Here is a 22369-nt window from a genome sequence, read left to right on the forward strand (position 1 = left end):
GTCGTTACAGAGTAGCAAGGAACATAAAGTGAACGGAATGACCACCAGAGTCGTATGTTCCCCCTCACCCCAGACCTCTCCCTCAAGGGAGAGGGGGTCGTCCGTGCGGGCATTATTATGAGGGCATCAGGCCGCACAAAACGAACCTAGCCTAGCGCCTGAATCGCCTTCTCCAGCGCCTCGCGCAGCAGGTGACGGTCATGGCGATATTTAATGTCACTCGCTTCCAGCGGCTCCTGCACCACCACGCGGTCGCCAATACCCGACACATCCACCTTCGGCCCGACCACGACGCCGTCGATAATTTTTTTACCGACGTACTGCTCCATTAATTCAAGCTTATCTGCCAGCGACAGGCTCGCCGCCGCCGGACTCAGTTCACGTCCCAGGTTACCGATGTAAACCATCGGGGCAGGGGTGCGGCGCAGCGCCTGCGCCAGCTCTTTCACCAGCAGAATGGGCATCAGGCTGGTATAAAAACTGCCCGGACCGATCAGGATAAGATCCGCTTCTCCGATGGCCTCCACCGCTTCTCGCGTGGCGGGTACGCTCGGATAGGTCATTAACTCCGTGGGCGGCAGAATGAGCTGGTCAATATTCACCTCGCCGTAAACTTCATGCCCTTCGGCGTCGATGGCCATCAAGTCTACCGGTTGTTCTGACATGGGGATCAGGAATGCGTCAACTTTCAGCAGATTACGGATTAAATTAATGGCTTCCAGAGGCCTTACGCTCAGGTGATCCAATGCCTTTAACATCAGATTTCCAAGGTTATGCCCGGAAAGTTCGCCATTACCGCCAAAACGGTACTCAAACATCGCCGACGCGACGCTCGGCTCGGTAATTAACTGGTTCAGGCAGTTGCGCATATCTCCCCAGGCAATGCCGCCTTCGGCACGTCGAATGCGCCCGGTTGAGCCGCCGTTGTCGGTGGTGGTCACTATCCCTGTCAGCCTTGAGCCGAGTGACGACAAAGAGGACATAACCCGGCCTAAGCCGTGTCCTCCGCCAAGAGCGACCACTCGGTCAAGATCCGCAAAAGTGCGATTGCGCATACGTATTCCTTATCACGTTCGATCGCGTAACAGTAACCTAACTACCCCTAAAAGACGATGCCTCACCCGATGCAAAATGACGTATATCAATGTGAAAATGCGGTTTTTAGGTATTCTGTAGCGAAAATGCAGGATTGATTCGCTATATACGTAACTATATAGCGAAAGGCGATAATGGCGCCGTGAGAATTTACGCGCTACTATCGCCCTAACCACGTTTTCAAAATTGAAAACATACACTCTAGCCCTTGTGCCTGTGTCGAAAGATATGGCGCTCTGGCCGTGGCGAATTTGCCACCAGGGTACAGAAAGAAATGACTGTGCCTCCCGATCTGGAAAGGTGTACATGGCTTCACAACTTACTGATGCTTTCGCGCGTAAGTTTTATTACTTACGTCTGTCGATTACCGATGTGTGCAACTTCCGTTGCACCTACTGCCTGCCCGATGGCTACAAACCGGGCAGCGTCACCAATAACGGCTTTCTCTCCGTGGATGAAGTGCGCCGCGTCACGCGCGCCTTCTCTGAGCTCGGCACCGAAAAAGTGCGTCTGACCGGCGGCGAACCCTCTCTGCGCCGCGATTTCCCCGACATCATTGCCGCCGTGCGTGAAAACGAACGTATCCGCCAGATTGCGGTGACCACCAACGGTTACCGCATGGCGCGCGACGTGGCGAACTGGCGCGATGCGGGGCTGACGGCGATCAACGTCAGCGTCGATAGCCTGGACGCCCGTCAGTTCCACGCCATTACCGGCCAGGATAAATTTCAGCAGGTCATGGACGGCATCGACGCGGCATTTGCGGCCGGGTTCGAGAAGGTCAAAGTCAACACGGTGCTGATGCGTGATGTGAACCATCATCAGCTCGATACCTTCCTGGCGTGGATCCAATCCCGCCCCATTCAGCTGCGTTTTATCGAGCTGATGGAAACCGGCGAGGGCAGCGAGCTGTTCCGTCGCCATCACATCTCCGGCATGGTGCTGCGCGACGAGCTGCTGAAACGCGGCTGGATCCATCAAATCCGCCAGCGCAGCGACGGCCCGGCGCAGGTCTTCTGCCACCCGGATTACGAAGGTGAGATCGGGCTTATCATGCCCTATGAGAAAGACTTCTGCGCCAGCTGCAACCGCCTGCGCGTCTCCTCCGTTGGCAAGCTCCATCTTTGCCTGTTCGGCGACGGCGGCGTGGACCTTCGCGATCTGCTGGAAGATGATGCGCAGCAGGCCGCGCTTGAAGCACGCATTTCTGACGCGCTGACGCATAAAAAACAGACCCACTTCCTGCATCAGGGCAATACCGGTATTACTCAGAACCTGTCTTATATCGGCGGGTAATCAGGCTTAAGAAGGAATCAGAATATGAGTCAGGTAAGCGCAGAATTTATCCCGACACGCATTGCTATCCTTACCGTTTCCGACCGCCGGGGCGAAGAGGATGATACCTCTGGCCACTGGCTGCGCGAGGCGGCCCATGACGCGGGGCATCACATCGTCGATAAAGCGATCGTGAAGGAGAACCGCTACGCCATTCGCGCTCAGGTTTCGCAGTGGATTGCCAGCGATGAGGTGCAGGTGGTGCTGATCACCGGCGGCACCGGTTTTACCGCAGGCGATCAGGCCCCCGAAGCGCTGATCCCGCTTTTCGACCGCGAGGTAGAAGGCTTCGGCGAAGTGTTCCGCATGCTCTCCTTTGAAGAGATTGGTACCTCCACGCTCCAGTCGCGCGCCGTTGCCGGGGTGGCGAACAGAACCCTGATTTTCGCTATGCCGGGCTCGACCAAAGCCTGCCGCACCGCGTGGGAAAACATCATCGCCCCGCAGCTGGACGCCCGTACCCGTCCGTGTAATTTCCATCCCCATTTAAAGAAATAAGCTATGTCACAACTGACCCACATTAACGCCGCTGGCGAAGCGCATATGGTGGACGTCTCCGCCAAAGCCGAAACGGTGCGCGAGGCGCGCGCGGAAGCGTTTGTCACTATGCTGCCGGAAACGCTGGCGATGATTATCGACGGCAGCCACCATAAGGGCGACGTCTTTGCCACCGCGCGCATCGCGGGGATTCAGGCCGCCAAGCGCACCTGGGACTTAATTCCGCTGTGCCATCCGCTGATGCTGAGCAAGGTGGAAGTGAACCTGCAGGCACAGCCGGAGCATAATCGCGTGCGCATTGAGTCACTTTGCCGCTTAACCGGCAAAACCGGCGTAGAGATGGAGGCGCTGACGGCGGCCTCAGTTGCCGCGCTGACCATCTACGACATGTGCAAAGCGGTGCAGAAAGATATGGTGATTGGCCCGGTTCGCCTGCTGGCAAAAAGCGGCGGCAAATCCGGTGATTTTAAGGTGGACAGCCATGATTAAGGTGCTCTTTTTTGCGCAGGTGCGCGAGCTGGTGAATACCGATAGCCTGACGCTGGACGCGTCCTTCGAAAACGTCGCGGCACTGCGCGCGCATCTGGCGGCACAAAGCGACCGCTGGGCGCTGGCGCTGGACGAAGGCAAGCTGCTGGCCGCCGTTAACCAGACGCTGGTGGAATTCACCCATCCGCTGAACGCAGGGGATGAAGTGGCCTTCTTCCCGCCGGTTACGGGGGGCTAAGATGGCTGAAACCCGAATTCTGGTGAGTCCCGAGCGTTTTAACGTGGGGACAGAGTACAGCTGGCTGGCGGAACGCGATGAAGACGGCGCGGTCGTCACCTTCACCGGCAAGGTGCGCAACCACAATCTCGGTGACAGCGTGAAGGCACTGACGCTGGAGCACTATCCGGGGATGACCGAGAAATCGCTGACGGAGATTGTTGACGAGGCACGGGGCCGGTGGCCGCTTGGCCGGGTCACGGTTATTCACCGCATCGGCGAGATGTGGCCTGGCGAGGAGATTGTCTTCGTCGGGGTGACCAGCGCGCACCGCAGCAGCGCGTTTGCGGCAGGGGAGTTCATTATGGATTACCTCAAAACCAAAGCGCCGTTCTGGAAGCGCGAAGCCACGCCGGAAGGTGACCGCTGGGTAGAATCTCGCGACAGCGATAAACAAGCCGCCAGCCGTTGGTAGTCGGTTTACGTGGATGTGTTAATCTTAACGTGTGTGTCTACTTAAACTTAATCAGGAGTGAATCATGGACCGATTTCCGCGTTCCGATTCAATAGTACAGCAGACCCGTAGCGGCCTGCAGACGTATATGGCTCAGGTGTACGGCTGGATGACGGTTGGCCTGCTGCTTACCGCGTTTATCGCGTGGTATGCGGCGAACACGCCTGAACTGATGATGTTTATCTTCTCGAGCAAAATCACCTTCTTTGGGCTGATTATCGCGCAGCTGGCGCTGGTATTTGTGCTTTCTGGTCTGGTGCAAAAGCTGAGTGCCGGAATGGCGACCACGCTATTTATGCTCTATTCGGCGCTAACGGGGCTGACGCTTTCCAGTATTTTCATCGTTTACACCTACTCCTCCATCGCCAGCACCTTCGTGGTGGCGGGCGGGATGTTCGGTGCGATGAGTCTCTATGGTTACACCACGAAGCGCGATCTGAGCGGCTTCGGCAGCATGCTGTTTATGGGGCTGATTGGGATTGTGCTGGCGTCACTGGTGAACCTGTGGCTGAAGAGCGACGCGCTGATGTGGGCCGTGACCTACATCGGGGTGGTGATCTTCGTTGGGTTGACGGCGTATGACACCCAGAAGCTGAAAAACATCGGCGAGCAGATCGACGTACGCGACAGTTCAAACCTGCGCAAATACTCAATCCTGGGCGCGCTGACGCTGTATCTGGACTTCATCAACCTGTTCCTGATGCTGCTGCGGATTTTAGGCAACCGTCGTTAAGGTTGTTTTGCCGGGTGGCGGTGCGGTCTGGTGCCCTCACCCTGACCCTCTCCCACGGGAGAGGGAACAAACACCAAAAACGGCAACAAGGTCGCCGTTTTGCTTTTATTTCGCCAACGCCTTCTCGTTCTTCGCTCTCAGCTTCTTCGCCCGACTCTCCAGCACCAGATAACACACCGTTGCCAGCGCCAGCGGCAGGAAATAATACAGCATGCGGTACGCCAGCAGGGCGGCGATAATCGTTCCCTGAGAGACATGCTCCCCGGCCAGCAACGCGATAAATACCGCCTCCAGCACGCCGATCCCGGCAGGAATATGCACAATTACGCCCGCAATGCTGCTCACCAGCAGCACGCCCAGCACGAAGAAGTAATTCACGTCCTCGCCAATCAGCAGCCAGATAATGGCCCCCATTGCCATCCAGTTGGCGCTGGAGACTGCCATCTGCAGCACCGCAAACTTCCACGAGGGCAGAACCAGCTTTTGCCCCTTGATGGTCATATGGCGGCGTTTGGCAAACGCGCAGGCCCACAGATAAACGGCGATAATCAGTAGCAGTACGATGCCCAGAATGCGCAGCGTGGCCTCATCGATATACCAGTGCGCGGGCAGCTGCACCACGCCGATGGTGAAGATCACCCCGCCGAGCAGAATATAGCCCAGCCAGTTGGTGGTGATGCTTAACGAGAAAATGCGCGTGATGGTCCCGCCCGGCAGGCCGAGCCGCGAGTAAAGGCGATAGCGCATGCCAATGCCGCCGACCCAGGTGCTCAGCGTCAGGTTAAAGGCGTAGCAGATAAACGACACCAGCATCACCTGACGTTTGGCCAGCTTGTGGCCGCAGTAGGCGCGGCCCAGCAGGTCATAGCAGCCGTACATCAGGTAGCTGACAATAACCAGCCCCACAGCGCCCAGCAGCACCATCCGGTTATAGTTGCGGATGACTTTCCATACCTCTTCCCAGTCAACTTTCTGCGCGTAGACCACCAGCAGAACCGCGACCGCAATAAAAAACAGCCAGGTCAGGATCTTTTTTGCCAGCCGCCAGCGCGGATGCGATTTCGACATCAGGGTTTGCCTCCATCTTCCGCTTCAACGCGGTCCTGGGTTTCCATTTCGGGTTGTACCGGCGGATCCACCTGCGCCAGCTTCGGCGTATGCGCCGGCAGCCAGCCGACCATCGCCGGGAAGTGGCGCAGGAAGTGGAACACCACCACGCCGATGCCAACGTTCCACCAGCTGCGTTTCGGCACCATGGATTCATCGACACGCACGCAGTCTTTGTCGATAAGCCCCTGAAGGTTATCGCGCAGGGTCTGATTAAACTGACGATCGTGGATGATCAGGTTCGCTTCCAGATTAAGCGATAAGCTCAGCGGATCGAGGTTACTGGAACCGACGGTTGCCCAGTGGTCATCCATTACAGCGACTTTGCCGTGCAGCGGACGGCGGCGATATTCATATATCTGCACGCCGCTTTTAACCAGATAGCGATAGAGTAAACGCGCGCCAACCTTCACAATCGGCATATCCGGCTCGCCCTGCACAATCAGCTTCACGCGAACCCCGCGTCGGGCCGCATTGCGCATGGCGTGCAGAAGACGATAGCCCGGGAAAAAGTAGGCGTTAGCAATAATCACTTCGCGCTTCGCGTTGGCGAGCATCTTGAGATAATGACGTTCAATGTCGTCCCGGTGCTCGCCGTTATCCCGCCAGACGAAAAGGGCCTGCGCTTCGCCGGGCTTCCGGTTCTCTTCCGGGCGATGGCGGCGTCTCCACCAGCGGCGAACGGCCTCTTTACCCGGCAGGTTCTCCAGCTCAAACAGCAAGATGTCCTGCACCACCGGGCCTTCAATGCGAATGGCGTAGTCCTGCTTCGCCTCCGGGCCGTAGTCGGACATATGCTCAGCGGAGTAGTTAATGCCGCCGACAAACGCCACCGTCTCATCCACCACCACAATTTTGCGGTGCATCCGGCGGAAAAGATTGGTACGCATGCCGAACAGGCGAGGGCCGGGATCGTAGTAGCGAAACACCACGCCCGCGGAGGTCAATTCATTCACAAACGCATCGCTGAGATCCGGCGAGCCATAGCCATCAAGCAGCACTTCAATTTTGACGCCGCGCTGGGCGGCGCGCAGCAGCACGCTATGCAACTGCTTGCCCACGTCGTCTTCGAACCAGATAAAGGTTTCGAGGATCACCTTCTGCTGTGCATGGTCAATCGCTTTAAATACGGCCGGATAATACTCGTCCCCGTTGACCAGCAGCGTGATTCGGTTGCCTTCCTGCCAGGAACATTTCATAGGTGGATCTCCGCGCTGAGCGGGGCATGGTCGGAAAGATGTCGCCAGTTAAGGAGCGCCAGGGCGGTCGGGCTGCTGGCGTGGGCATTTTTCACGTAGATGCGGTCAAGCCGAAGCAGCGGGAAACGGACCGGGAAGGTGCGCGCAGGCCTGCCGTTGGCGCGAGTAAAAATCTCTTCCAGCCCGGCATCCACCTTCAGCGGATGGTTTGCCCGCTGTCGCCAGTCGTTGAAATCGCCCGCCACCACTACCGGTTCACCTTCGGGAAGCGCGTTGGCCCATTCGGCCAGCATTTTCAGCTGCGCCTGACGATGGGATTCGCGAAGGCCCAGATGAACACAGCCGACATGGACTGGTCGCTCGAGGTCTGGCGGCGTAATGCGGCAGTAAAGCAGGCCGCGTTTTTCGCTTTCCCCGACGGAAACGTCGCGGTTTTCGTAATGTTCAATGGGGTAACGGGACAGTACCGCGTTTCCGTGATGTCCTTCCGGATAGACCGCGTTGCGGCCGTAGGCGTAGTCACTCCACATGGTGTCGGCCAGAAATTCATAGTGCGGCGTGTCGGGCCAGTTCTCAAAGTGGAGCGGATGCACTTCGTGTGCGCCCATCACCTCCTGCAGGCAGACAATATCCGCGCTGACGGTGCGTACCGCGTCGCGCAGCTCCGGTAAAATGAAGCGGCGGTTAAATGCTGTGAAGCCCTTATGAATGTTTATCGTCAGCACCTTAAGCGAGAAATGCTGCATTTTTTGAGTCATAAGCTCCTTCCTGAGTGACTATCCCAATGAAAATAAAGTGTAGTCGTCGTCACAAAAAGATGCGGCGTTACGGAATTTTCCGTAAAGTGCGGTAGTCTGATTAAGCAGAGAAAAATCCTTCAGGAGAGAAGCCATGAAGTGGCAACAACGTGTTCGTGTCGCAACTGGCCTGAGTTGCTGGCAGATAATGTTGCATTTACTGGTCGTGGCCGTACTGGTGATGGGCTGGATGAGCGGCACGCTGGTGCGTGTTGGCCTGGGGCTATGCGTCCTTTATGGCGTCACCGTGCTGTCGATGCTGTTCCTACAGCGCCACCATGAAGCGCGCTGGCGCGAGGTGGGTGATGTGCTCGAAGAGCTCACTACCACCTGGTATTTTGGCGCGGCGATGATCGTGCTTTGGCTGCTGTCGCGCGTGCTGCAAAACAACCTGCTGCTGGCCCTGGCGGGTCTGGCTATCCTCGCTGGGCCTGCGGTGGTCTCGCTGCTGACCAAAGAGAAAAAGCTACGCAATGTTGCGTCTAAACATCGCGTACGCCACTGAGCCCGTCGTGGCCGCTATGACCAGTAGCGGCCACAAACTTCCCCAGACAATATCCAGACTCGCATCCTTCAGATAGATTTGCTTGGTGATGTCCGTAAAGTGCCGAATCGGGTTTACCCACGTCAGATCCTGTAGCCACACCGGCATGTTCTCGACGGGTGAAACATAACCCGAGAGCAAAATCGCGGGCATCATAAAGACGAACACCCCGATAAACGCCTGCTGCTGCGTCGAGCAGAGCGCCGAGATCAGCAGTCCAAACCCCACCAGCGACAGCCCGTAAATCACCATAGTGAAGTAAAACAGCGCCAGCGAACCGGCGAACGGGATCTGATAGGCCCAAATTCCCACCCCCAGCACGATGGTGGCCTGGAACGTCGCGACGATCAGTGCCGGGACCGCTTTGCCGACGAAAATTTGCCAGGTGGCGAGCGGGGAGACCAGCAGCTGGTCCAGCGTGCCCTGTTCGCGCTCGCGGGCGACGGAAAGGGAAGTCACGATCATCACCCCAATAGTGGTAATCATGGCGATCAGCGACGGCACCACGAACCACTTGTAGTCCAGGTTCGGGTTGTACCAGTTACGCACCACCAGCTCGCTGTTGTTGGGCTTCGGTTTGCCCTCCATCAGCTCCTGCTGGTAATCCTTCACCACCTGCTGCAGGTAGTTGGCGGCAATCTGGGCGCTGTTGGAGTTACGCCCGTCGAGGATCAGCTGCATCGGCGCGGTCTGGAAGGTATCCAGATTGCGGGAGAAATCCGCCGGGAACCGCACCAGCAGTAGCGCTTTTTGCGTGTCAATGGTGGGCTGGATCTCCTGCGGGCTTTTCAGCAGCAGGATGTGGGTAAAGGCTTTCGCACGGGCAAAGCGCTGCGTCAGCTCGACGGAATGTTTGCCGTTATCTTCGTTGTAAATGGCAATGGTGGCGTTGGTCACCTCAAGGGTGGCGGCAAACGGGAACAGTAAAACCTGGATCAGTACCGGCAAGACCAGAATGGCGCGGGTTTGCGGCTCGCGCAGCAGGGATTGCAGCTCTTTGCGTATCAACGTCCATAATCGGTGAAACATGTTCGCTCCTTAATCCAGTCGCCGTTTGGTTTTCATCCACGTCAACCCAATAAACATCGCCGCTGACGCCATTAAAAACAGCGTGTTGACGATCAGCACCACCGGAATATTCCCCGCCAGGAACAGGCTTTGCAGCGTGCTCACAAAGTAGCGTGCCGGGATGATGTAGGTCACGGCGCGGATCACCGCAGGCATACTGTCTATCTGGAAGATAAACCCGGACAGCATAATCGACGGTAAAAAGGCGGCATTGAGGGCCACCTGCGCGGCGTTGAACTGGTTGCGGGTGATGGTGGAGATGAGCAGCCCCATGCCCAGCGTGCTGAGTAAAAACAGGCTGGTGATAAAAAACAGCACCACCAGCGAGCCGCGATACGGCACGCCAAGGATAAAGACCGAGACAAGCATGCAGAGCAGCATCGCCAGCATGCCGAGGAAGTAGTAGGGGATGAGCTTACACAGCAGCAGCTCGACGCGCGTGACTTCGGTAGAAAGCAGCGCCTCCATGGTCCCGCGCTCCCACTCGCGGGCGATCACCAGCGAGGTCAGGATCGCGCCAATCACCGTCATGATAATCGTCACCGCGCCCGGAATAATAAAGTGCTGACTGATGGCGGCGGGGTTAAACCAGTAGCGCGTCTGCACGTCGATAAGTGGTTTAAATTCTTCACCCCGATCTTCCGCGCGCTGCATCTGCCAGAGCTGCCAGATCCCCTCCGCGTAGCCCTGCACGAAGTTGGCGGTGTTCGGCTCGCTGCCGTCGGTAATCACCTGGATCGGCGCATCGGTATTTGCCCGCGCCATGTTGGCGGCGAAATCCACCGGAATGACGATCAGGCCGCGAATTTTCCCAGCCTGCATTTTCTGGATCAACTCCTGCCTGTTATCGCTGATGGTGGCGTCAATGTAGGGCGATCCGGTCATGGCGTGAGTAAAGTCCAGCGCATCCTCACTCTGCTGCTCCAGCAAAATCCCGACCCGCAGCTTGCTGGAGTCCAGGTTAATGCCGTAGCCAAAGATAAACAGCAGCAGCAGGGGGATCACCACCGCAATCAGCCAGCTGCTGGGGTCACGCACGATCTGCCGCGTCTCTTTAATGCACAGCGCGCGCACCCTTCGCCAGGAAATGGCATTACTGCGCATGGGCATTCTCCTTATCCCAGTCGTGGATGAGGGTGATAAACGCCTGCTCCATGGTCGGGTCCGGAACTTCATCATCGGCGGCCTGGTTTTTCAGGTCGTCCGGGGTGCCGTGGGCAATCAGCTTGCCGCGATACACCAGCCCGATGCGGTCGCAGTACTCCGCCTCGTCCATGAAGTGGGTGGTCACCATCACGGTCACCCCTTTTTCCACCATGCTGTTGATGTGCAGCCAGAACTCGCGGCGGGTAATGGGGTCAACGCCTGAAGTCGGCTCATCAAGAAACAGAATATCCGGCTCGTGCATCAGCGAGCAGGCCAGCGCCAGCCGCTGCTTAAAGCCGAGCGGCAGCTCGTCGGTGGCGTGGGAGGCAATGTTGGTTAAGGCGAAGGCGTCGCTCATGCGCCGGATTTTCTCGTTCTGCGCCCGCCCGCGCAGGCCGTACACGCCGGAGAAAAAGCGCAAATTTTGCTCGACCGTCAGGTTGCCATACAGCGAAAACTTCTGCGCCATATACCCGAGATGCTGGCGCGCCTTGCCGGAGCTGACCTTCAGATCCATATCCAGCACCAGCGCCTTGCCGGACGTCGGCACCAGCAGGCCGCACATCATCTTAAAGGTGGTCGATTTTCCCGCGCCGTTCGGCCCGAGCAGGCCAAAAATCTCCCCGCGTTTAACCGCGAAATTGACGTTATCGGTGGCGGCGAAATCCCCGAACTTTTTGGTGAGGGATTTGGCTTCAATCACCGTCTCGCCCGGCGTGCCTTCCACCGTATGCAGAATGGCGGCAAGCGGCGACTCTGACGTACCCGCGCCGCCCAGCAGGTCGATAAACGCGTCTTCAAAGCGCGGCGCGGTCTCTTCCATCTCGATCTCAGGCATGCCGGGCGCGCGGCGAATCTCGTCGACGGTGGCCTCTTTTTTGAGGATCACCCGTACCGAGCGGCCCTGGATCATCCCGTCGCTGACCTGCGGCAGCCTGAGCACCCGCTGCAGCAGCCTGCGGTTGGACTCCTGCGGGCTGTGCAGCAGGAAGCTGCGCCCGGCCATGCTCTGCGTCAGCGTCGTCGGCTCGCCCTGATAAAGCAGTTCGCCTTCGTTCATCAGCAGCACATCCCGACACTGTTCCGCTTCGTCGAGGTAGGAGGTGCTCCAGAGGATCAGCATCCCGTCGCCCGCCAGCTCGTGCACCATCTGCCACAGTTCGCGGCGCGAAATCGGATCTACGCCGACGCCGGGCTCGTCCAGCAGCAGCACTTTCGGCTCGCCGACCAGCGTGCAGGCCAGCCCCAGCTTCTGCTTCATCCCGCCGGAGAGCTTGCCTGCCAGCCGGTCGGTGAACGGGCCGAGGGAGGTAAACTCCAGCAGGCGCGCGAAGGTTTTCTGCCGCGTTTCGCCGGTGACGCTGCGCAGGTCGGCGTACAGGTTCAGGTTTTCCATCACCGTCAGGTCTTCGTACAGGCCAAACTTCTGCGGCATATAGCCGAGCATGGCGTGAAGGGCTCCGTCATCCTCGATCGGGTCAAGACCGAGCACGCGGGCCGATCCTTCATCCGGCTTCAGCAGCCCGGCCAGCATCCGCATCAGCGTGGTTTTCCCCGCGCCGTCCGGGCCGACCAGCCCGGTCACATAGCCTTTCTGGATAGTGCAGTTCAGCGGCGCGACGGCCGGTTTGTCCATTCCCGCGAAGCGTTTAACCAGATTATTGAGCTGAATAACCGCGTCATTCATGTCGTTCCCCGTTGTTCACTTTTACGGTGACGGGCATGCCCTGACGCAGCGCGTCGTCCGCATCGGTCACGATGATGCGCAGGCGATACACGAGGTCGGTACGCAGGTCCGGTGTTTCAACGGTTTTCGGCGTGAATTCGGCGGTAGGGGAGACAAAGCCCACCTTGCCGTGATACGGCTTGTCCGGGCGGCCGTCGGTATAGAGCAGCAGCTCGCGGCCCGGCTGCATCTGGCCGAGGTTTGGCTCATCAACGTAGGCGCGTACCCAGACCGGGCGGGTCAGGGAGAGCGTTAAGACGGTGCTGCCGGCGCTGAGCATGCTTCCCGGCTCCACGGCGCGGGTCATCAGCATGCCGTCAGACGGCGCGATTAAGGTGGTGTCGTGCAGATCCAGCTCTGCCTGGGCCAGCTGCGCCTGCGCCTGTTCAAGGCTGGCCTTCGCCTGGGCGATATCCTGCGGTCGGTTACCGGTGTGGTACTGGCTTAATTTATCCTGTGCGGATTTCAGCGTGGCCTGCGCCTGGTCGCGGGACGAGCGTGCATTTTCCAGATCGTTGGCGGAAATGGTGCGGCTTTTCCACAGCCCCTGCTGGCGCGCGTAGAAGTTCTGCGCGTAGTCATAGGCGGCTTGCGCCTGCTTAACGGCGGCGGCGGCCTGGGCGATCTCTTCGTCGCGATAGCCAGCCAGCATCAGGTCATACTGCGCCTGGGCGACGGACATGCCCGCTTTGGCCTGCAGCAGCGCATTTTCATAGGGCGCTTTATCCAGCATCCCCAGCGTCTGCCCGCTTTTAATGGCATCGCCTTCGTCCACGCTCAGCGAGGCGAGACGTCCGCCCACGCGGAAGCTCATGTTCACCGTACGAATATCCACGTTACCGTACAGCGTCAGGCCTTTATCCTGATGGCTCTGATACCACAGCCATCCACCGACTCCGGCGGCAAGCAAAACAACAACCACCAGAATGATGGCGACAGGTTTTTTCATGACTTCAGGCTCCTTTGCGTTAAGCCTTGCAGGATCAGATCGACGTGACAGGCGATCACCTTGCTAATCTGCGCGGCTTTATCCTCATCAAATTGTGTCCAGCCGGTGCGTAACAGGATGGTTTCCCTGCCCAGACGGAAGGCAAGGATTTCACCCAGCAGGGCGTGGGTATGCAAAACTGTCTCGGTATCACTGGCGTCCCGCCAGGTATAGGCGGCGATCAGCCGGGTCAGGTGCGAGTGCATTGGCTCAATCACCCGATCGTGTACCCGCTGGTAGGCGACGGTCGGGGAGAGCTGCTCCCGGGAGATAAACTTGCTCAGGTTGAGCGTATCGTCGTGCGTCAGCAGGCGGATCATATCGTGACAGGCATTGAGAATAAGCTGGCGAACGGCGGCGCGATCCGGCGACGGCTGGCCGAGCAGCGCGGTGGCTTCCTCAACGTGCGGGTGAAACTGCGTGCCGATAAAATCGGCGATCCACTCGGCGCAGGCGAGGTATAAATCCTCTTTTGAGCCAAAATAGTAGGTAATCGCCGCAATGTTCTGCCCGGCCAGCGCGGCAATATCGCGCGTGGTTGCATGCAGCCCGTACTCACCAAACTGCGCCAGCGCGGCGGCGATAAGCTGATTTTTGGCCTGTTCACCTTTGGTTGTTGTGGGTGTCGTATTCATGGCGGCATTAAGAATTAATCAATCGATTGATTAAGATTATGCCTGATTCCCGCTTACGTCGAGGGAACACTGAGGGATATTTTATGCGCTACGTCACAAAAGCTGCTACACTCCGCTCCTTCGCGACATTGTGGTTTTTGTCCTCCCCTATTCGTTATATCTCCCTGAAAACTACACCTGTGATGGTCGGGGCGGTTCGGAGTTTTTATGTCTTTTGATTCCCTTGGCCTGAACCCGGAAATTCTGCGCGCGATCGCAGAGCAGGGCTACGTTGAGCCAACCCCAATCCAGCAGCAGGCGATCCCCGCCGTTCTTCAGGGCCGTGACCTGATGGCGAGCGCCCAGACCGGTACCGGCAAAACCGCGGGCTTTACCCTGCCGCTGCTGGAACTGCTGGTAAAAAATCAGCCGCACGCCAAAGGCCGTCGTCCTGTCCGCGCCCTGATCCTGACCCCAACCCGCGAGCTGGCGGCGCAGATTGGTGAGAACGTGCGTGACTATAGCCGCTATCTCAACATCCGCTCGCTGGTGGTTTTCGGTGGCGTCAGCATTAACCCGCAGATGATGAAGCTGCGCGGCGGCGTGGACGTGCTGATAGCAACGCCGGGCCGTCTGCTGGATCTCGAACACCAGAACGCGGTGAAGCTCGATGGCATCGAAATTCTGGTGCTGGACGAGGCCGACCGCATGCTCGACATGGGCTTCATCCACGATATTCGTCGCGTGCTGGCCAAGCTGCCCGCGCGTCGTCAGAACCTGCTCTTCTCCGCGACCTTCTCCGACGAGATCAAGGCGCTGGCGGAAAAGCTGCTGCATAACCCGCTGGAAGTAGAAGTCGCGCGCCGCAACACCGCCTCCGAGCAGGTGACGCAGCACGTTCACTTTGTGGATAAAAAGCGCAAGCGGGAACTGCTCTCCCAGATGATCGGTCAGGGTAACTGGCAGCAGGTGCTGGTCTTTACCCGCACCAAGCACGGCGCAAACCACCTGGCGGAACAGCTGAATAAAGACGGCATCCGCAGCGCCGCCATTCACGGTAACAAGAGCCAGGGCGCGCGTACCCGTGCGCTGGCGGACTTTAAATCCGGCGACATCCGCGTGCTGGTGGCGACCGACATCGCTGCCCGTGGCCTCGACATTGAAGAGCTGCCGCACGTGGTGAACTACGAGCTGCCGAACGTGCCGGAAGATTACGTTCACCGTATCGGCCGTACCGGCCGCGCGGCGGCAACCGGTGAAGCGCTCTCTCTGGTCTGCGTGGACGAACACAAGCTGCTGCGCGACATCGAGCGCCTGCTGAAGAAAGAGATCCCGCGCATCGAAACCCCGGGTTACGAAGTGGATCCGTCGATCAAAGCCGAGCCGATTCAGAACGGTCGTCAGGGCGGCGGCGGTCGCGGTCAGCAGCCGCGTCGTGCCGAAGGCGGTGCGCCGAAATCATCTGGCAAACCGCCGCGTCGTAACAACGACAGCAAACCGGCGGGTGAAAACCCGTGGCGCAGCGGCGAAGGGAAACCGGCAGGAGAAGGGCAGCGTCGACGCCGCCCGCGCAAGCCCGCTAACCCGCAGTAATCTGGAAGCCCGGTCGTAAAGCCGGGCTTTTCTTTTTGCGGCAGCGAAGAGAAAGTGCCACAATAGTGGCTGTTTATACAGTGTTTCAGGTTTTCCGATGGCTTTAACCGCTGCGCTCAAGGCGCAAATTGGCGCATGGTATAAGGCGCTACAACAGCAGATCCCCGATTTTATCCCCCGAGCGCCGCAGCGGCAGATGATTGCTGACGTGGCAAAAACGCTCGCCGGGGACGATGGGCGACATCTGGCGATTGAAGCCCCGACCGGCGTCGGGAAAACCCTGTCGTATCTCATTCCCGGCATCGCGATTGCGCGGGAAGAGGACAAAACGCTGGTGGTCAGTACCGCCAACGTGGCGCTGCAGGACCAGATCTTCAGCAAGGATTTACCCCTGCTGCGCAAAATCATCCCCGACCTGCGGTTTACGGCAGCCTTTGGCCGCGGGCGTTACGTGTGTCCGCGTAACCTGGCGGCGCTGGCCAGCAGCGAGCCGAATCAGCAGGATCTGCTCGCGTTTCTGGATGACGAGCTGACGCCAAACAATAAGGCCGAGCAGGAGCAGTGTGCAAAACTCAAAGCCGAGCTCGACGGCTATAAGTGGGACGGCCTGCGGGATCACACCAGTCAGGCCATCAGCGATGACCTGTGGCGTAGGCTCAGCACCGACAAAGCCAGCTGCCTGAACCGCAACTGCCACTACTACCGCGAATGCCCGTTCTTTGTCGCCCGGCGCGAAATTCAGGAAGCCGAAGTGGTGGTGGCTAACCACGCCCTGGTAATGGCGGCGCTGGAGAGCGAAGCGGTGCTGCCGGAGCCGGAAAACCTGCTGCTGGTGCTTGATGAAGGTCATCATCTGCCGGACGTGGCGCGTGACGCGCTGGAGATGAGCGCCGAAATCACCGCGCCCTGGTTCCGCCTGCAGCTGGATCTCTTCTGCAAGCTGGTGGCGACCTGCATGGAGCAGTTCCGCCCGAAAACCACGCCGCCGCTGGCGGTGCCGGAGCGGCTGAGCGACCACTGTGAAGAGGTTTATAGCCTCATTTCATCCCTGAACAACATCCTGAATCTTTATCTTCCGGCAACCCAGGAAGCCGAACACCGCTTTGCGATGGGTGAGCTGCCGGAAGAGGTGATGGAGATCTGCCAGCAGCTGGCGAAGCATCTGGAAAAGCTGCGCGGGCTGGCGGAGATGTTCTTAAACGATCTCAGCGAGAAAACCGGCTCGCATGACGTGGTACGTCTGCACCGCGTTCTGCTGCAGATGAACCGCGCGCTGGGGATGTTCGAAGCGCAAAGCAAGCTCTGGCGGCTGGCCTCGATGGCGCAGGCGTCCGGCGCGCCGGTCACCAAATGGGCCACTCGTGAAGTGCGGGACGGGCAGGTGCACCTCTTTTTCCACTGCGTGGGCATCCGCGTGGCCGATCAGCTGGAAAAGCTGATCTGGCGCAGCGTGCCGCACGTGGTTGTCACCTCTGCCACGCTGCGCTCCCTGAACAGTTTTTCAAGGCTGCAGGAGATGAGCGGGCTAAAAGAGAAAGCGGGCGACCGCTTTGTGGCGCTGGACTCGCCGTTTAACCACTGCGAGCAGGGCAAGCTGGTCATTCCGCGCATGAAATTCGAGCCGCTTATTGATAACGAAGAGCAGCACATCGCTGAAATGGCGGCCTACTTCCGCGAGCAGGTCGAGAGTAAAAAGTACCCCGGCATGCTGGTGCTGTTTGCCAGCGGGCGGGCGATGCAGCGCTTCCTCGAACACGTCACCGATCTGCGTTTACTCTTGCTGGTGCAGGGGGATCAGCCGCGCTACCGGCTGGTGGAAACCCACCGTAAACGCATTGATAGCGGCGAGCGCAGCGTGCTGGTGGGGTTGCAGTCGTTTGCTGAAGGTCTGGATTTGAAAGGCGATTACCTGACGCAGGTGCATATCCATAAAATCGCCTTCCCGCCTATCGACAGCCCGGTGGTGATTACCGAGGGGGAGTGGCTGAAAAGCCTCAACCGCTATCCGTTTGAGGTGCAGAGTTTACCTGCGGCGTCGTTTAACCTGATTCAGCAGGTCGGGCGTCTGATTCGTAGCCACGGCTGCTGGGGGGAGGTGGTGATTTATGACAAACGCCTGCTCACCAAAAATTACGGCCAACGGCTCCTGAACGCGCTGCCGATCTTCCCGATCGAACAGCCGGAGTTGCCTGAGGTAAAAAAACAGCCGGTCAAACTGACTTCCGGGCGTAAGAAAAGCCTCCGTGCTAAGGGGCGCGGTCCTACTGGTAAATGAAGGTCACCTGCACCACGCTGCTGAATGTTCCTGCCGTGACCGGCAATGAGGTGGCGTAATAGCGGGCGGCCAGCGGGAAATCCGCCGTGTGATTGTCCTGGTTGATCAACACGCTGAAGCTGGCGTCCGGGGCAAGCGAGATCTGATCCTGCGGGTCGGCAAGCTCCAGCGCCAGTCCTTTCGCGGTTCCGCTGCTGGCGAATTTAGTCGGATGAATGCTGTCCGGCTGACCGTGAAAGGTGGCCGTGGCCAGCACGGCAGTGGTTGGGCATTTCGACAGGGTTAAGTCGAATGATGTCCATTGTCCGGTATCGCCCACGTCCTTAAAATCGCCGGTATTCGCTTTGCCCAGATTGACCGTCAGGTTCTGGCTGGCGCTGTCTACCTGGCAGGCGTTGGCGTAAATGTTTCCGCGAATATCGAGCTGAATCTCTTCCGCCAGGCTCTGGCTCGCCACTCCAAGGAGTAAAAGGGCTAATAACGTTTTCATTTGTAGGCCACCGTAATGGTTGCGACGGTATTCGCCGTTCCGGGGGTCACCTCCGCGCTGGTTTGTTCGTAAGAGACGCTGAAGGGATATTGCGACTGCATATTGGCATAGGTGGGAAATGTGCTCATATATTGCCCGAAAGCAGGTATCTGACCGTTAAAGAGCATTCTCACCCCGACGCCGGTCGCCACGCCGCTTTCCGGCGTTAATTTGATCACGCCGGGAAAATTCGTTTCATAGCCATTGGCGCTGGCGATCATCATTTCAGGCTGTACATCCTGATCGCAAAGTATGCCAATATTGAATGTCGACTGAGCAACCACGGTTCCTGCCCCGGTAAAGCGGCTCACCGGAAAATCACCCAGTATGATAGTCAGGGATTTGGGTGAAACGGTGCAGGTGACTTCTTTTACCACCACGTCACCTGAGTAGGAGAGGGTGTTTGGTTCACCTACGGCGTCAAGCCGTCTGACAGCGAGGTTGAATTGCGTATTACTCGTCGTCAGTGAACCAGAGGCTACAGTCTCACTGGTTTTCACCAGCTCCAGCGTGGCGTCAAAGTTAAATGGATATGACCCATTGGTCATAGTATCTGACACCAGTCCTAAGGGCGTTATAGCCGAACAGACCTGGTCTGCAGCCCCTCTTACGCGCACTCCTTTAGTATTTCGTATCGACACACCGATTCCGGCAACGCCTGTTTCATAGACGCCAGGGATCCCGGGTATCTCATTACCAAAGCCGTTATAGCATGCAATGATGGGTTGGCCTGCATCCGGTGCGTAATTACAGTTTCCTGTTGCGTGGACGGAACGTTCTGTTCCCGGAATGGTCGACCCCACGGGCAGGCTGGTGGGTACTGAAATAGACGCTAACGATAGTAGCGCGGGTAAATTTGGCGAGACACAGTTGGCCTTCGCGTGCGGCACAAAGAGCGCTGCCGTCGTCAGAACGACAAGTAAGAGTAACGATTTTGCTATCTGCATTATGATCGGTCCGGTGTTAATCAGTGGCACTGCGCGGCAGCGTTAATAATGTTGGTGTTATCCTTCTCCTGCATCAGGGCGTAATCGGCGACGCAATGCTCGCTCGCCTCCCTGCCCCAGGAAACGAAAAGGCGTCCGTGCTGCGGCAGGCCGGTGAGATACACCAGGCCGTCGTTACCGACGATAAATTCACTGCTCTTGTCTTCCGTGGTGACCGTTGCGCCGAAGGGCAGCGGCTTGTCGTTCCAGGCCAGCGTCATTAAGACGCGGTTGCCCACGCGAGTATCGAAGCTGGCGCGAACTACCGCGCCGCGTGATGGTGTTACCGTCTGTGAGGCGTGCGTGACGTCGGCATCTTCTGGCAGTGTCTCCGTGTCCAGTAAAATGGGGTTGTGACGCCACGGCGTGACAAACGGCACCAGCGTATAGCCGCGAGAGTCCGTTTCCACGCCCGTCTGGTTGGCAACGTGCGTGCCGTGTGTTCCCGGCGCTTTAATCAGCACCACGGTTTCGCCCAGGGTCTGACCGAAGGTGACGCCGTCAGAGTGGGCGACGATGCCGCCCTGGATCCCGGCGCTCACGGTGTGCTGATGGCTGTCCTGGCTGACGCCCCCGCGTATTTCACCGTAGGTACCTTTGTAATCCGCATTCATACTGGTAGAAGTGTTGTTATTGGCGCTGTCCAGTCCCTGCTGAACGTTCCAGCTCAGCTTGTCTCCCTCCAGCGCGGTACCATTCAGGCCCAGATTGTGGGTGGTGCCGTCTTTACCGTTGTTCAGGCTGTAGTTTGCCCAGGTGTCAGGCAGCCAGCGGTCGAGCGGAACCGACACGTTGAGGCCGATTTGTTGGTCATCGCTGATGGATTTACCGTCCTCGTCCGTGTCGTCGCTGTTTTTATTGACGCTGTAGCTCAGGCTATAGCTCACGCCGTGCCAGCTGTTGTTGTAGCTAACGCTCAGGGAGGTCATATCCTGACTCTGGCTCCAGTAACGCTCTTTCACCAGGCTTAGCGTCACCGAACCCCACTTATCGCCCAGCGTCTGGTCGATGGTGGCCTCCGCTCGTGCGCGGCGCTGCTGTGGAGCGGACCAGTCGTTTGCACGAGTCCAGGACTCCATAGTGTCCTGCAGGGTGTAAAAGCCTTTGCTGTTGTAGCGATAACCCGCCAGCGAGAAGCTAGTGCCGGTCGCGGTAAAATTTTTGCTATAGCGCAGACGAAGGGATTGCCCTTTGCTGGTTTTGCGCTTTTTCAGTAACGCTTTGGCGCGGGTAGCGTCTAAGGAGAACGCGCCGAGGTCGCCAACGTTTTTCCCCGCGCCGAGCGCGGCGGAGTGGTAATGCGAACTCTGCTGCGTACCGCCGTAAAGGGTGACCCCGTGTGACAGGCCATAGATGGCGCTGCCCTGGGCGAAAGGAGTCTTCTCAACCTCTTTATCGTATGAACGGTAACGCCCTGCCGCGACGCTGTATTTCAGGTGTTTTTCCCGCTGCAGCACCGGCACGGAGGCAAACGGCACCACGAAATGACTCTCGCTACCGTCGGTCTCTTTTACCGTGACGTTCAGATCGCCGCTGCTGCCGGTGGGGTAGAGATCGTTAATCTCAAACGCGCCGGGGGCCACGGTGTTTTGATAGATAACGTAGCCATTCTGGCGAACCACCACCTGGGCGTTACTGTGCGCCGTGCCGCGTACCACCGGGGCATAACCGCGCTCGCTGTCCGGCAGCATGTCGCTTTCGGTAGCCAGCTGTGCGCCAGTGTAAGAGACGCTGTCGAAAACGTCGGCCTGGGTGCTGCTCTGCCCCACGGTCAATTCGCTCTTCAGCCCCACGATATCGCGCTGGGCATAGGTATAGACCGGGGTCAGCTTGCCGTCGTCCTGACCCCCGTCCGAATTGTGGTTCCAGGTGCTGTAATTACGCACGCGCCAGGCACCGGCGTTAAAGCCGGGGCGCAGATTAATAAACTGGCTGCTGTTGTCCGCTTTCCCCTGCTGGCGGGCGCGGCTTTGGCTGGCGTTAACGCTATAGTTCAGGATGCCCGCTGTAATCCCTTCGTCATACTCTTTCGGATCGATATAGCCACGGGGCACCTGGCCCAGCGCCGACTGGGGAATACTCAGCAGTAGCTGCTGATTTTTGATGCGGAAAGTCGCCGAGGCCGAAGGGATCGCGCTGAGATCCGCGCATTCCCCTTTTGCCGCCAGCTTTGGATAATCTTTGGTTTTGATGCCCAGATGCATTAATTCATCCAGACTCAGGCAGGGCTGCAGGGAATCATCTCCCTGCGCATCTTTTTGTAATGTAAAAAGGACGTCACGGGTGTCGATTTTATTGTTATTGATGAACATCGTTACCTGATATTTGCCTGGCGCCTGACCGGGACCTTTTTCATAAACAGAGAGATCGGTCTTTGCCTGCTCTGGATTATCAATATCCAGCAGGGCAGGGTTAAAATAATCATCAGCGTGGGCCTGCAGCGCGCAGCATGTCACCGCTATCCCACAAAAAGTGGGCAGCATTTCACGCAGTCGACGTAATAGCGGCTTAGTTGTGCTGTACATGATTATCCAGGCGTCGAATAGAGTATTAACGAACGGATGCAGACCAGGTTTTACTGATGCTTCCGTAATCGGTAATGACAGACCAGGATACGGTGTTACCGCTCATATTTGTCGGAAGGGCAAAGCGGGTAGCGGTATTTGGCACAGCCCAGGTCGCTTTTGTTACTTTTTGGCCGTTCAGCGTTACGCTCTGAAAATTCATATAGAAAGGCGTAGGGTTGTTGACCACCAGATCGTTGCCTTCGCGGTGCCATTCCAGTTTATCAGCCACCGCTTCGGGTTTGCCTTTAATCGAAGCAGGGCGATACAGCAATTTAATACGGGTATTAATGGCGATTTGTAAGGTAATGACTCCAACTTATTGATAGTGTTTTATGTTCAGATAATGCCC

21 protein-coding genes, 1 pseudogene and 1 riboswitch are annotated in these 22369 nt (G+C 58.0%); of the genes and pseudogenes, 9 read left to right on the forward strand and 13 right to left on the reverse strand.

The annotated features are described in order from the left end of the window. Window positions 1-146: 146 nt before the first annotated feature. A complete protein-coding gene (gene yvcK / locus ADJ24_RS10455) occupies window positions 147-1055 on the reverse strand; it encodes a uridine diphosphate-N-acetylglucosamine-binding protein YvcK (protein ID WP_023310851.1) in 909 nt (302 codons plus the stop codon). Between the two features lie 225 nt (window positions 1056-1280). Next, a riboswitch (molybdenum cofactor riboswitch) is annotated at window positions 1281-1414 on the forward strand. On the opposite strand from yvcK, the gene moaA reads away from it, so the two are divergent. The 6 genes from moaA (at window position 1402) to ADJ24_RS10485 (ending at window position 4881) form a co-directional block, all read left to right on the forward strand. Next, on the forward strand, window positions 1402-2391 hold the full coding sequence (moaA, locus tag ADJ24_RS10460) for a GTP 3',8-cyclase MoaA (protein WP_023310852.1): 990 nt from the start codon (window positions 1402-1404) through the stop codon (window positions 2389-2391). (Overlaps the previous riboswitch by 13 nt.) Before the next feature lie 24 nt (window positions 2392-2415). After that, window positions 2416-2928: a molybdenum cofactor biosynthesis protein B gene (moaB, locus tag ADJ24_RS10465; RefSeq protein WP_023310853.1), complete on the forward strand. Its 513-nt coding sequence runs from the start codon at window positions 2416-2418 to the stop codon at window positions 2926-2928. A 3-nt stretch (window positions 2929-2931) separates the two neighbouring features. Beyond that, a complete protein-coding gene (gene moaC / locus ADJ24_RS10470) occupies window positions 2932-3417 on the forward strand; it encodes a cyclic pyranopterin monophosphate synthase MoaC (RefSeq protein WP_008501142.1) in 486 nt (161 codons plus the stop codon). Further along, window positions 3410-3655: a molybdopterin synthase sulfur carrier subunit gene (gene moaD / locus ADJ24_RS10475; protein WP_023310854.1), complete on the forward strand. Its 246-nt coding sequence runs from the start codon at window positions 3410-3412 to the stop codon at window positions 3653-3655. Before moaC ends, moaD begins: the two co-directional genes overlap by 8 nt. Before the next feature lies 1 nt (window position 3656). Then, window positions 3657-4109 carry a molybdopterin synthase catalytic subunit MoaE gene (gene moaE / locus ADJ24_RS10480; RefSeq protein WP_023310855.1) on the forward strand — a complete coding sequence of 151 codons (453 nt, stop codon included), beginning with the start codon at window positions 3657-3659 and terminating at the stop codon, window positions 4107-4109. 64 nt (window positions 4110-4173) lie between these two features. Continuing rightward, window positions 4174-4881 carry a Bax inhibitor-1/YccA family protein gene (locus ADJ24_RS10485; protein WP_023310856.1) on the forward strand — a complete coding sequence of 236 codons (708 nt, stop codon included), beginning with the start codon at window positions 4174-4176 and terminating at the stop codon, window positions 4879-4881. A 105-nt stretch (window positions 4882-4986) separates the two neighbouring features. Here the strand turns inward: ADJ24_RS10485 and ADJ24_RS10490 are convergent, their stop codons facing one another. The 3 genes from ADJ24_RS10490 to ADJ24_RS10500 are packed head-to-tail and all read right to left on the reverse strand — an operon-like array spanning window position 4987 to window position 7945. After that, window positions 4987-5949 (reverse strand): lysylphosphatidylglycerol synthase domain-containing protein, encoded by a 963-nt coding sequence (locus ADJ24_RS10490; protein ID WP_023310857.1) that lies wholly within the window; start codon window positions 5947-5949, stop codon window positions 4987-4989. Next, window positions 5949-7187, reverse strand: coding sequence for a cardiolipin synthase ClsB (gene clsB / locus ADJ24_RS10495; RefSeq protein WP_023310858.1), 1239 nt, complete (start codon window positions 7185-7187; stop codon window positions 5949-5951). Before clsB ends, ADJ24_RS10490 begins: the two co-directional genes overlap by 1 nt. Continuing rightward, entirely contained in the window at window positions 7184-7945 is a 762-nt protein-coding gene (locus ADJ24_RS10500) for an endonuclease/exonuclease/phosphatase family protein (protein WP_023310859.1), read from the reverse strand. The genes clsB and ADJ24_RS10500 overlap by 4 nt, the downstream gene beginning before the upstream one ends. 133 nt (window positions 7946-8078) lie before the next feature. On the opposite strand from ADJ24_RS10500, the gene ADJ24_RS10505 reads away from it, so the two are divergent. After that, the gene (locus ADJ24_RS10505; RefSeq protein WP_014883088.1) at window positions 8079-8489 is read left to right on the forward strand and encodes a YbhQ family protein; all 411 of its coding nucleotides are present in this window, start codon (window positions 8079-8081) and stop codon (window positions 8487-8489) included. Here the strand turns inward: ADJ24_RS10505 and ADJ24_RS10510 are convergent. From ADJ24_RS10510 to cecR, 5 genes are read right to left on the reverse strand one after another with little or no spacing between them, the layout of a single operon-like run. Continuing rightward, window positions 8451-9557, reverse strand: a complete 1107-nt coding sequence (locus tag ADJ24_RS10510; protein ID WP_023310860.1) for an ABC transporter permease — start codon at window positions 9555-9557, stop codon at window positions 8451-8453. The genes ADJ24_RS10505 and ADJ24_RS10510 overlap by 39 nt on opposite strands. A gap of 9 nt (window positions 9558-9566) precedes the next feature. After that, entirely contained in the window at window positions 9567-10700 is a 1134-nt protein-coding gene (locus ADJ24_RS10515) for an ABC transporter permease (RefSeq protein ID WP_023310861.1), read from the reverse strand. Continuing rightward, window positions 10690-12429: an ATP-binding cassette domain-containing protein gene (locus ADJ24_RS10520; RefSeq protein WP_023310862.1), complete on the reverse strand. Its 1740-nt coding sequence runs from the start codon at window positions 12427-12429 to the stop codon at window positions 10690-10692. The genes ADJ24_RS10515 and ADJ24_RS10520 overlap by 11 nt, the downstream gene beginning before the upstream one ends. Continuing rightward, window positions 12422-13417, reverse strand: coding sequence for a secretion protein HlyD (gene hlyD, locus ADJ24_RS10525; RefSeq protein WP_023310863.1), 996 nt, complete (start codon window positions 13415-13417; stop codon window positions 12422-12424). Before hlyD ends, ADJ24_RS10520 begins: the two co-directional genes overlap by 8 nt. Beyond that, complete coding sequence (gene cecR / locus ADJ24_RS10530; protein ID WP_023310864.1) at window positions 13414-14091, reverse strand: transcriptional regulator CecR; 678 nt, start codon at window positions 14089-14091, stop codon at window positions 13414-13416. The genes hlyD and cecR overlap by 4 nt, the downstream gene beginning before the upstream one ends. 207 nt (window positions 14092-14298) lie before the next feature. Between cecR and rhlE the strand changes: the two genes are divergently transcribed. Together rhlE and dinG are read left to right on the forward strand one after the other, a co-directional pair. Then, a complete protein-coding gene (gene rhlE, locus ADJ24_RS10535; protein WP_023310866.1) occupies window positions 14299-15663 on the forward strand; it encodes an ATP-dependent RNA helicase RhlE in 1365 nt (454 codons plus the stop codon). A gap of 97 nt (window positions 15664-15760) precedes the next feature. Further along, on the forward strand, window positions 15761-17938 hold the full coding sequence (dinG, locus tag ADJ24_RS10540) for an ATP-dependent DNA helicase DinG (protein ID WP_023310867.1): 2178 nt from the start codon (window positions 15761-15763) through the stop codon (window positions 17936-17938). On the opposite strand, the gene ADJ24_RS10545 is transcribed toward dinG, so the two are convergent. The 4 genes and pseudogenes from ADJ24_RS10545 to ADJ24_RS10560 all read right to left on the reverse strand — a co-directional run. Further along, a complete protein-coding gene (locus tag ADJ24_RS10545; RefSeq protein WP_023310868.1) occupies window positions 17925-18428 on the reverse strand; it encodes a fimbrial protein in 504 nt (167 codons plus the stop codon). The two genes, dinG and ADJ24_RS10545, sit on opposite strands and share 14 nt — an antisense overlap. Next, complete coding sequence (locus ADJ24_RS25745; RefSeq protein ID WP_313559543.1) at window positions 18425-19015, reverse strand: fimbrial protein; 591 nt, start codon at window positions 19013-19015, stop codon at window positions 18425-18427. The genes ADJ24_RS10545 and ADJ24_RS25745 overlap by 4 nt, the downstream gene beginning before the upstream one ends. 419 nt (window positions 19016-19434) lie before the next feature. Beyond that, the gene (locus tag ADJ24_RS10555; protein WP_023310870.1) at window positions 19435-21978 is read right to left on the reverse strand and encodes a fimbria/pilus outer membrane usher protein; all 2544 of its coding nucleotides are present in this window, start codon (window positions 21976-21978) and stop codon (window positions 19435-19437) included. A gap of 25 nt (window positions 21979-22003) precedes the next feature. Further along, window positions 22004-22333: pseudogene (locus tag ADJ24_RS10560) on the reverse strand (long polar fimbrial chaperone LpfB); the annotation flags it as partial. Window positions 22334-22369 lie beyond the last annotated feature (36 nt).

The sequence above is a fragment of the Enterobacter sp. 940_PEND genome (assembly GCF_001059415.1).
In the GTDB taxonomy this organism is placed as follows: domain Bacteria; phylum Pseudomonadota; class Gammaproteobacteria; order Enterobacterales; family Enterobacteriaceae; genus Enterobacter; species Enterobacter cloacae_M.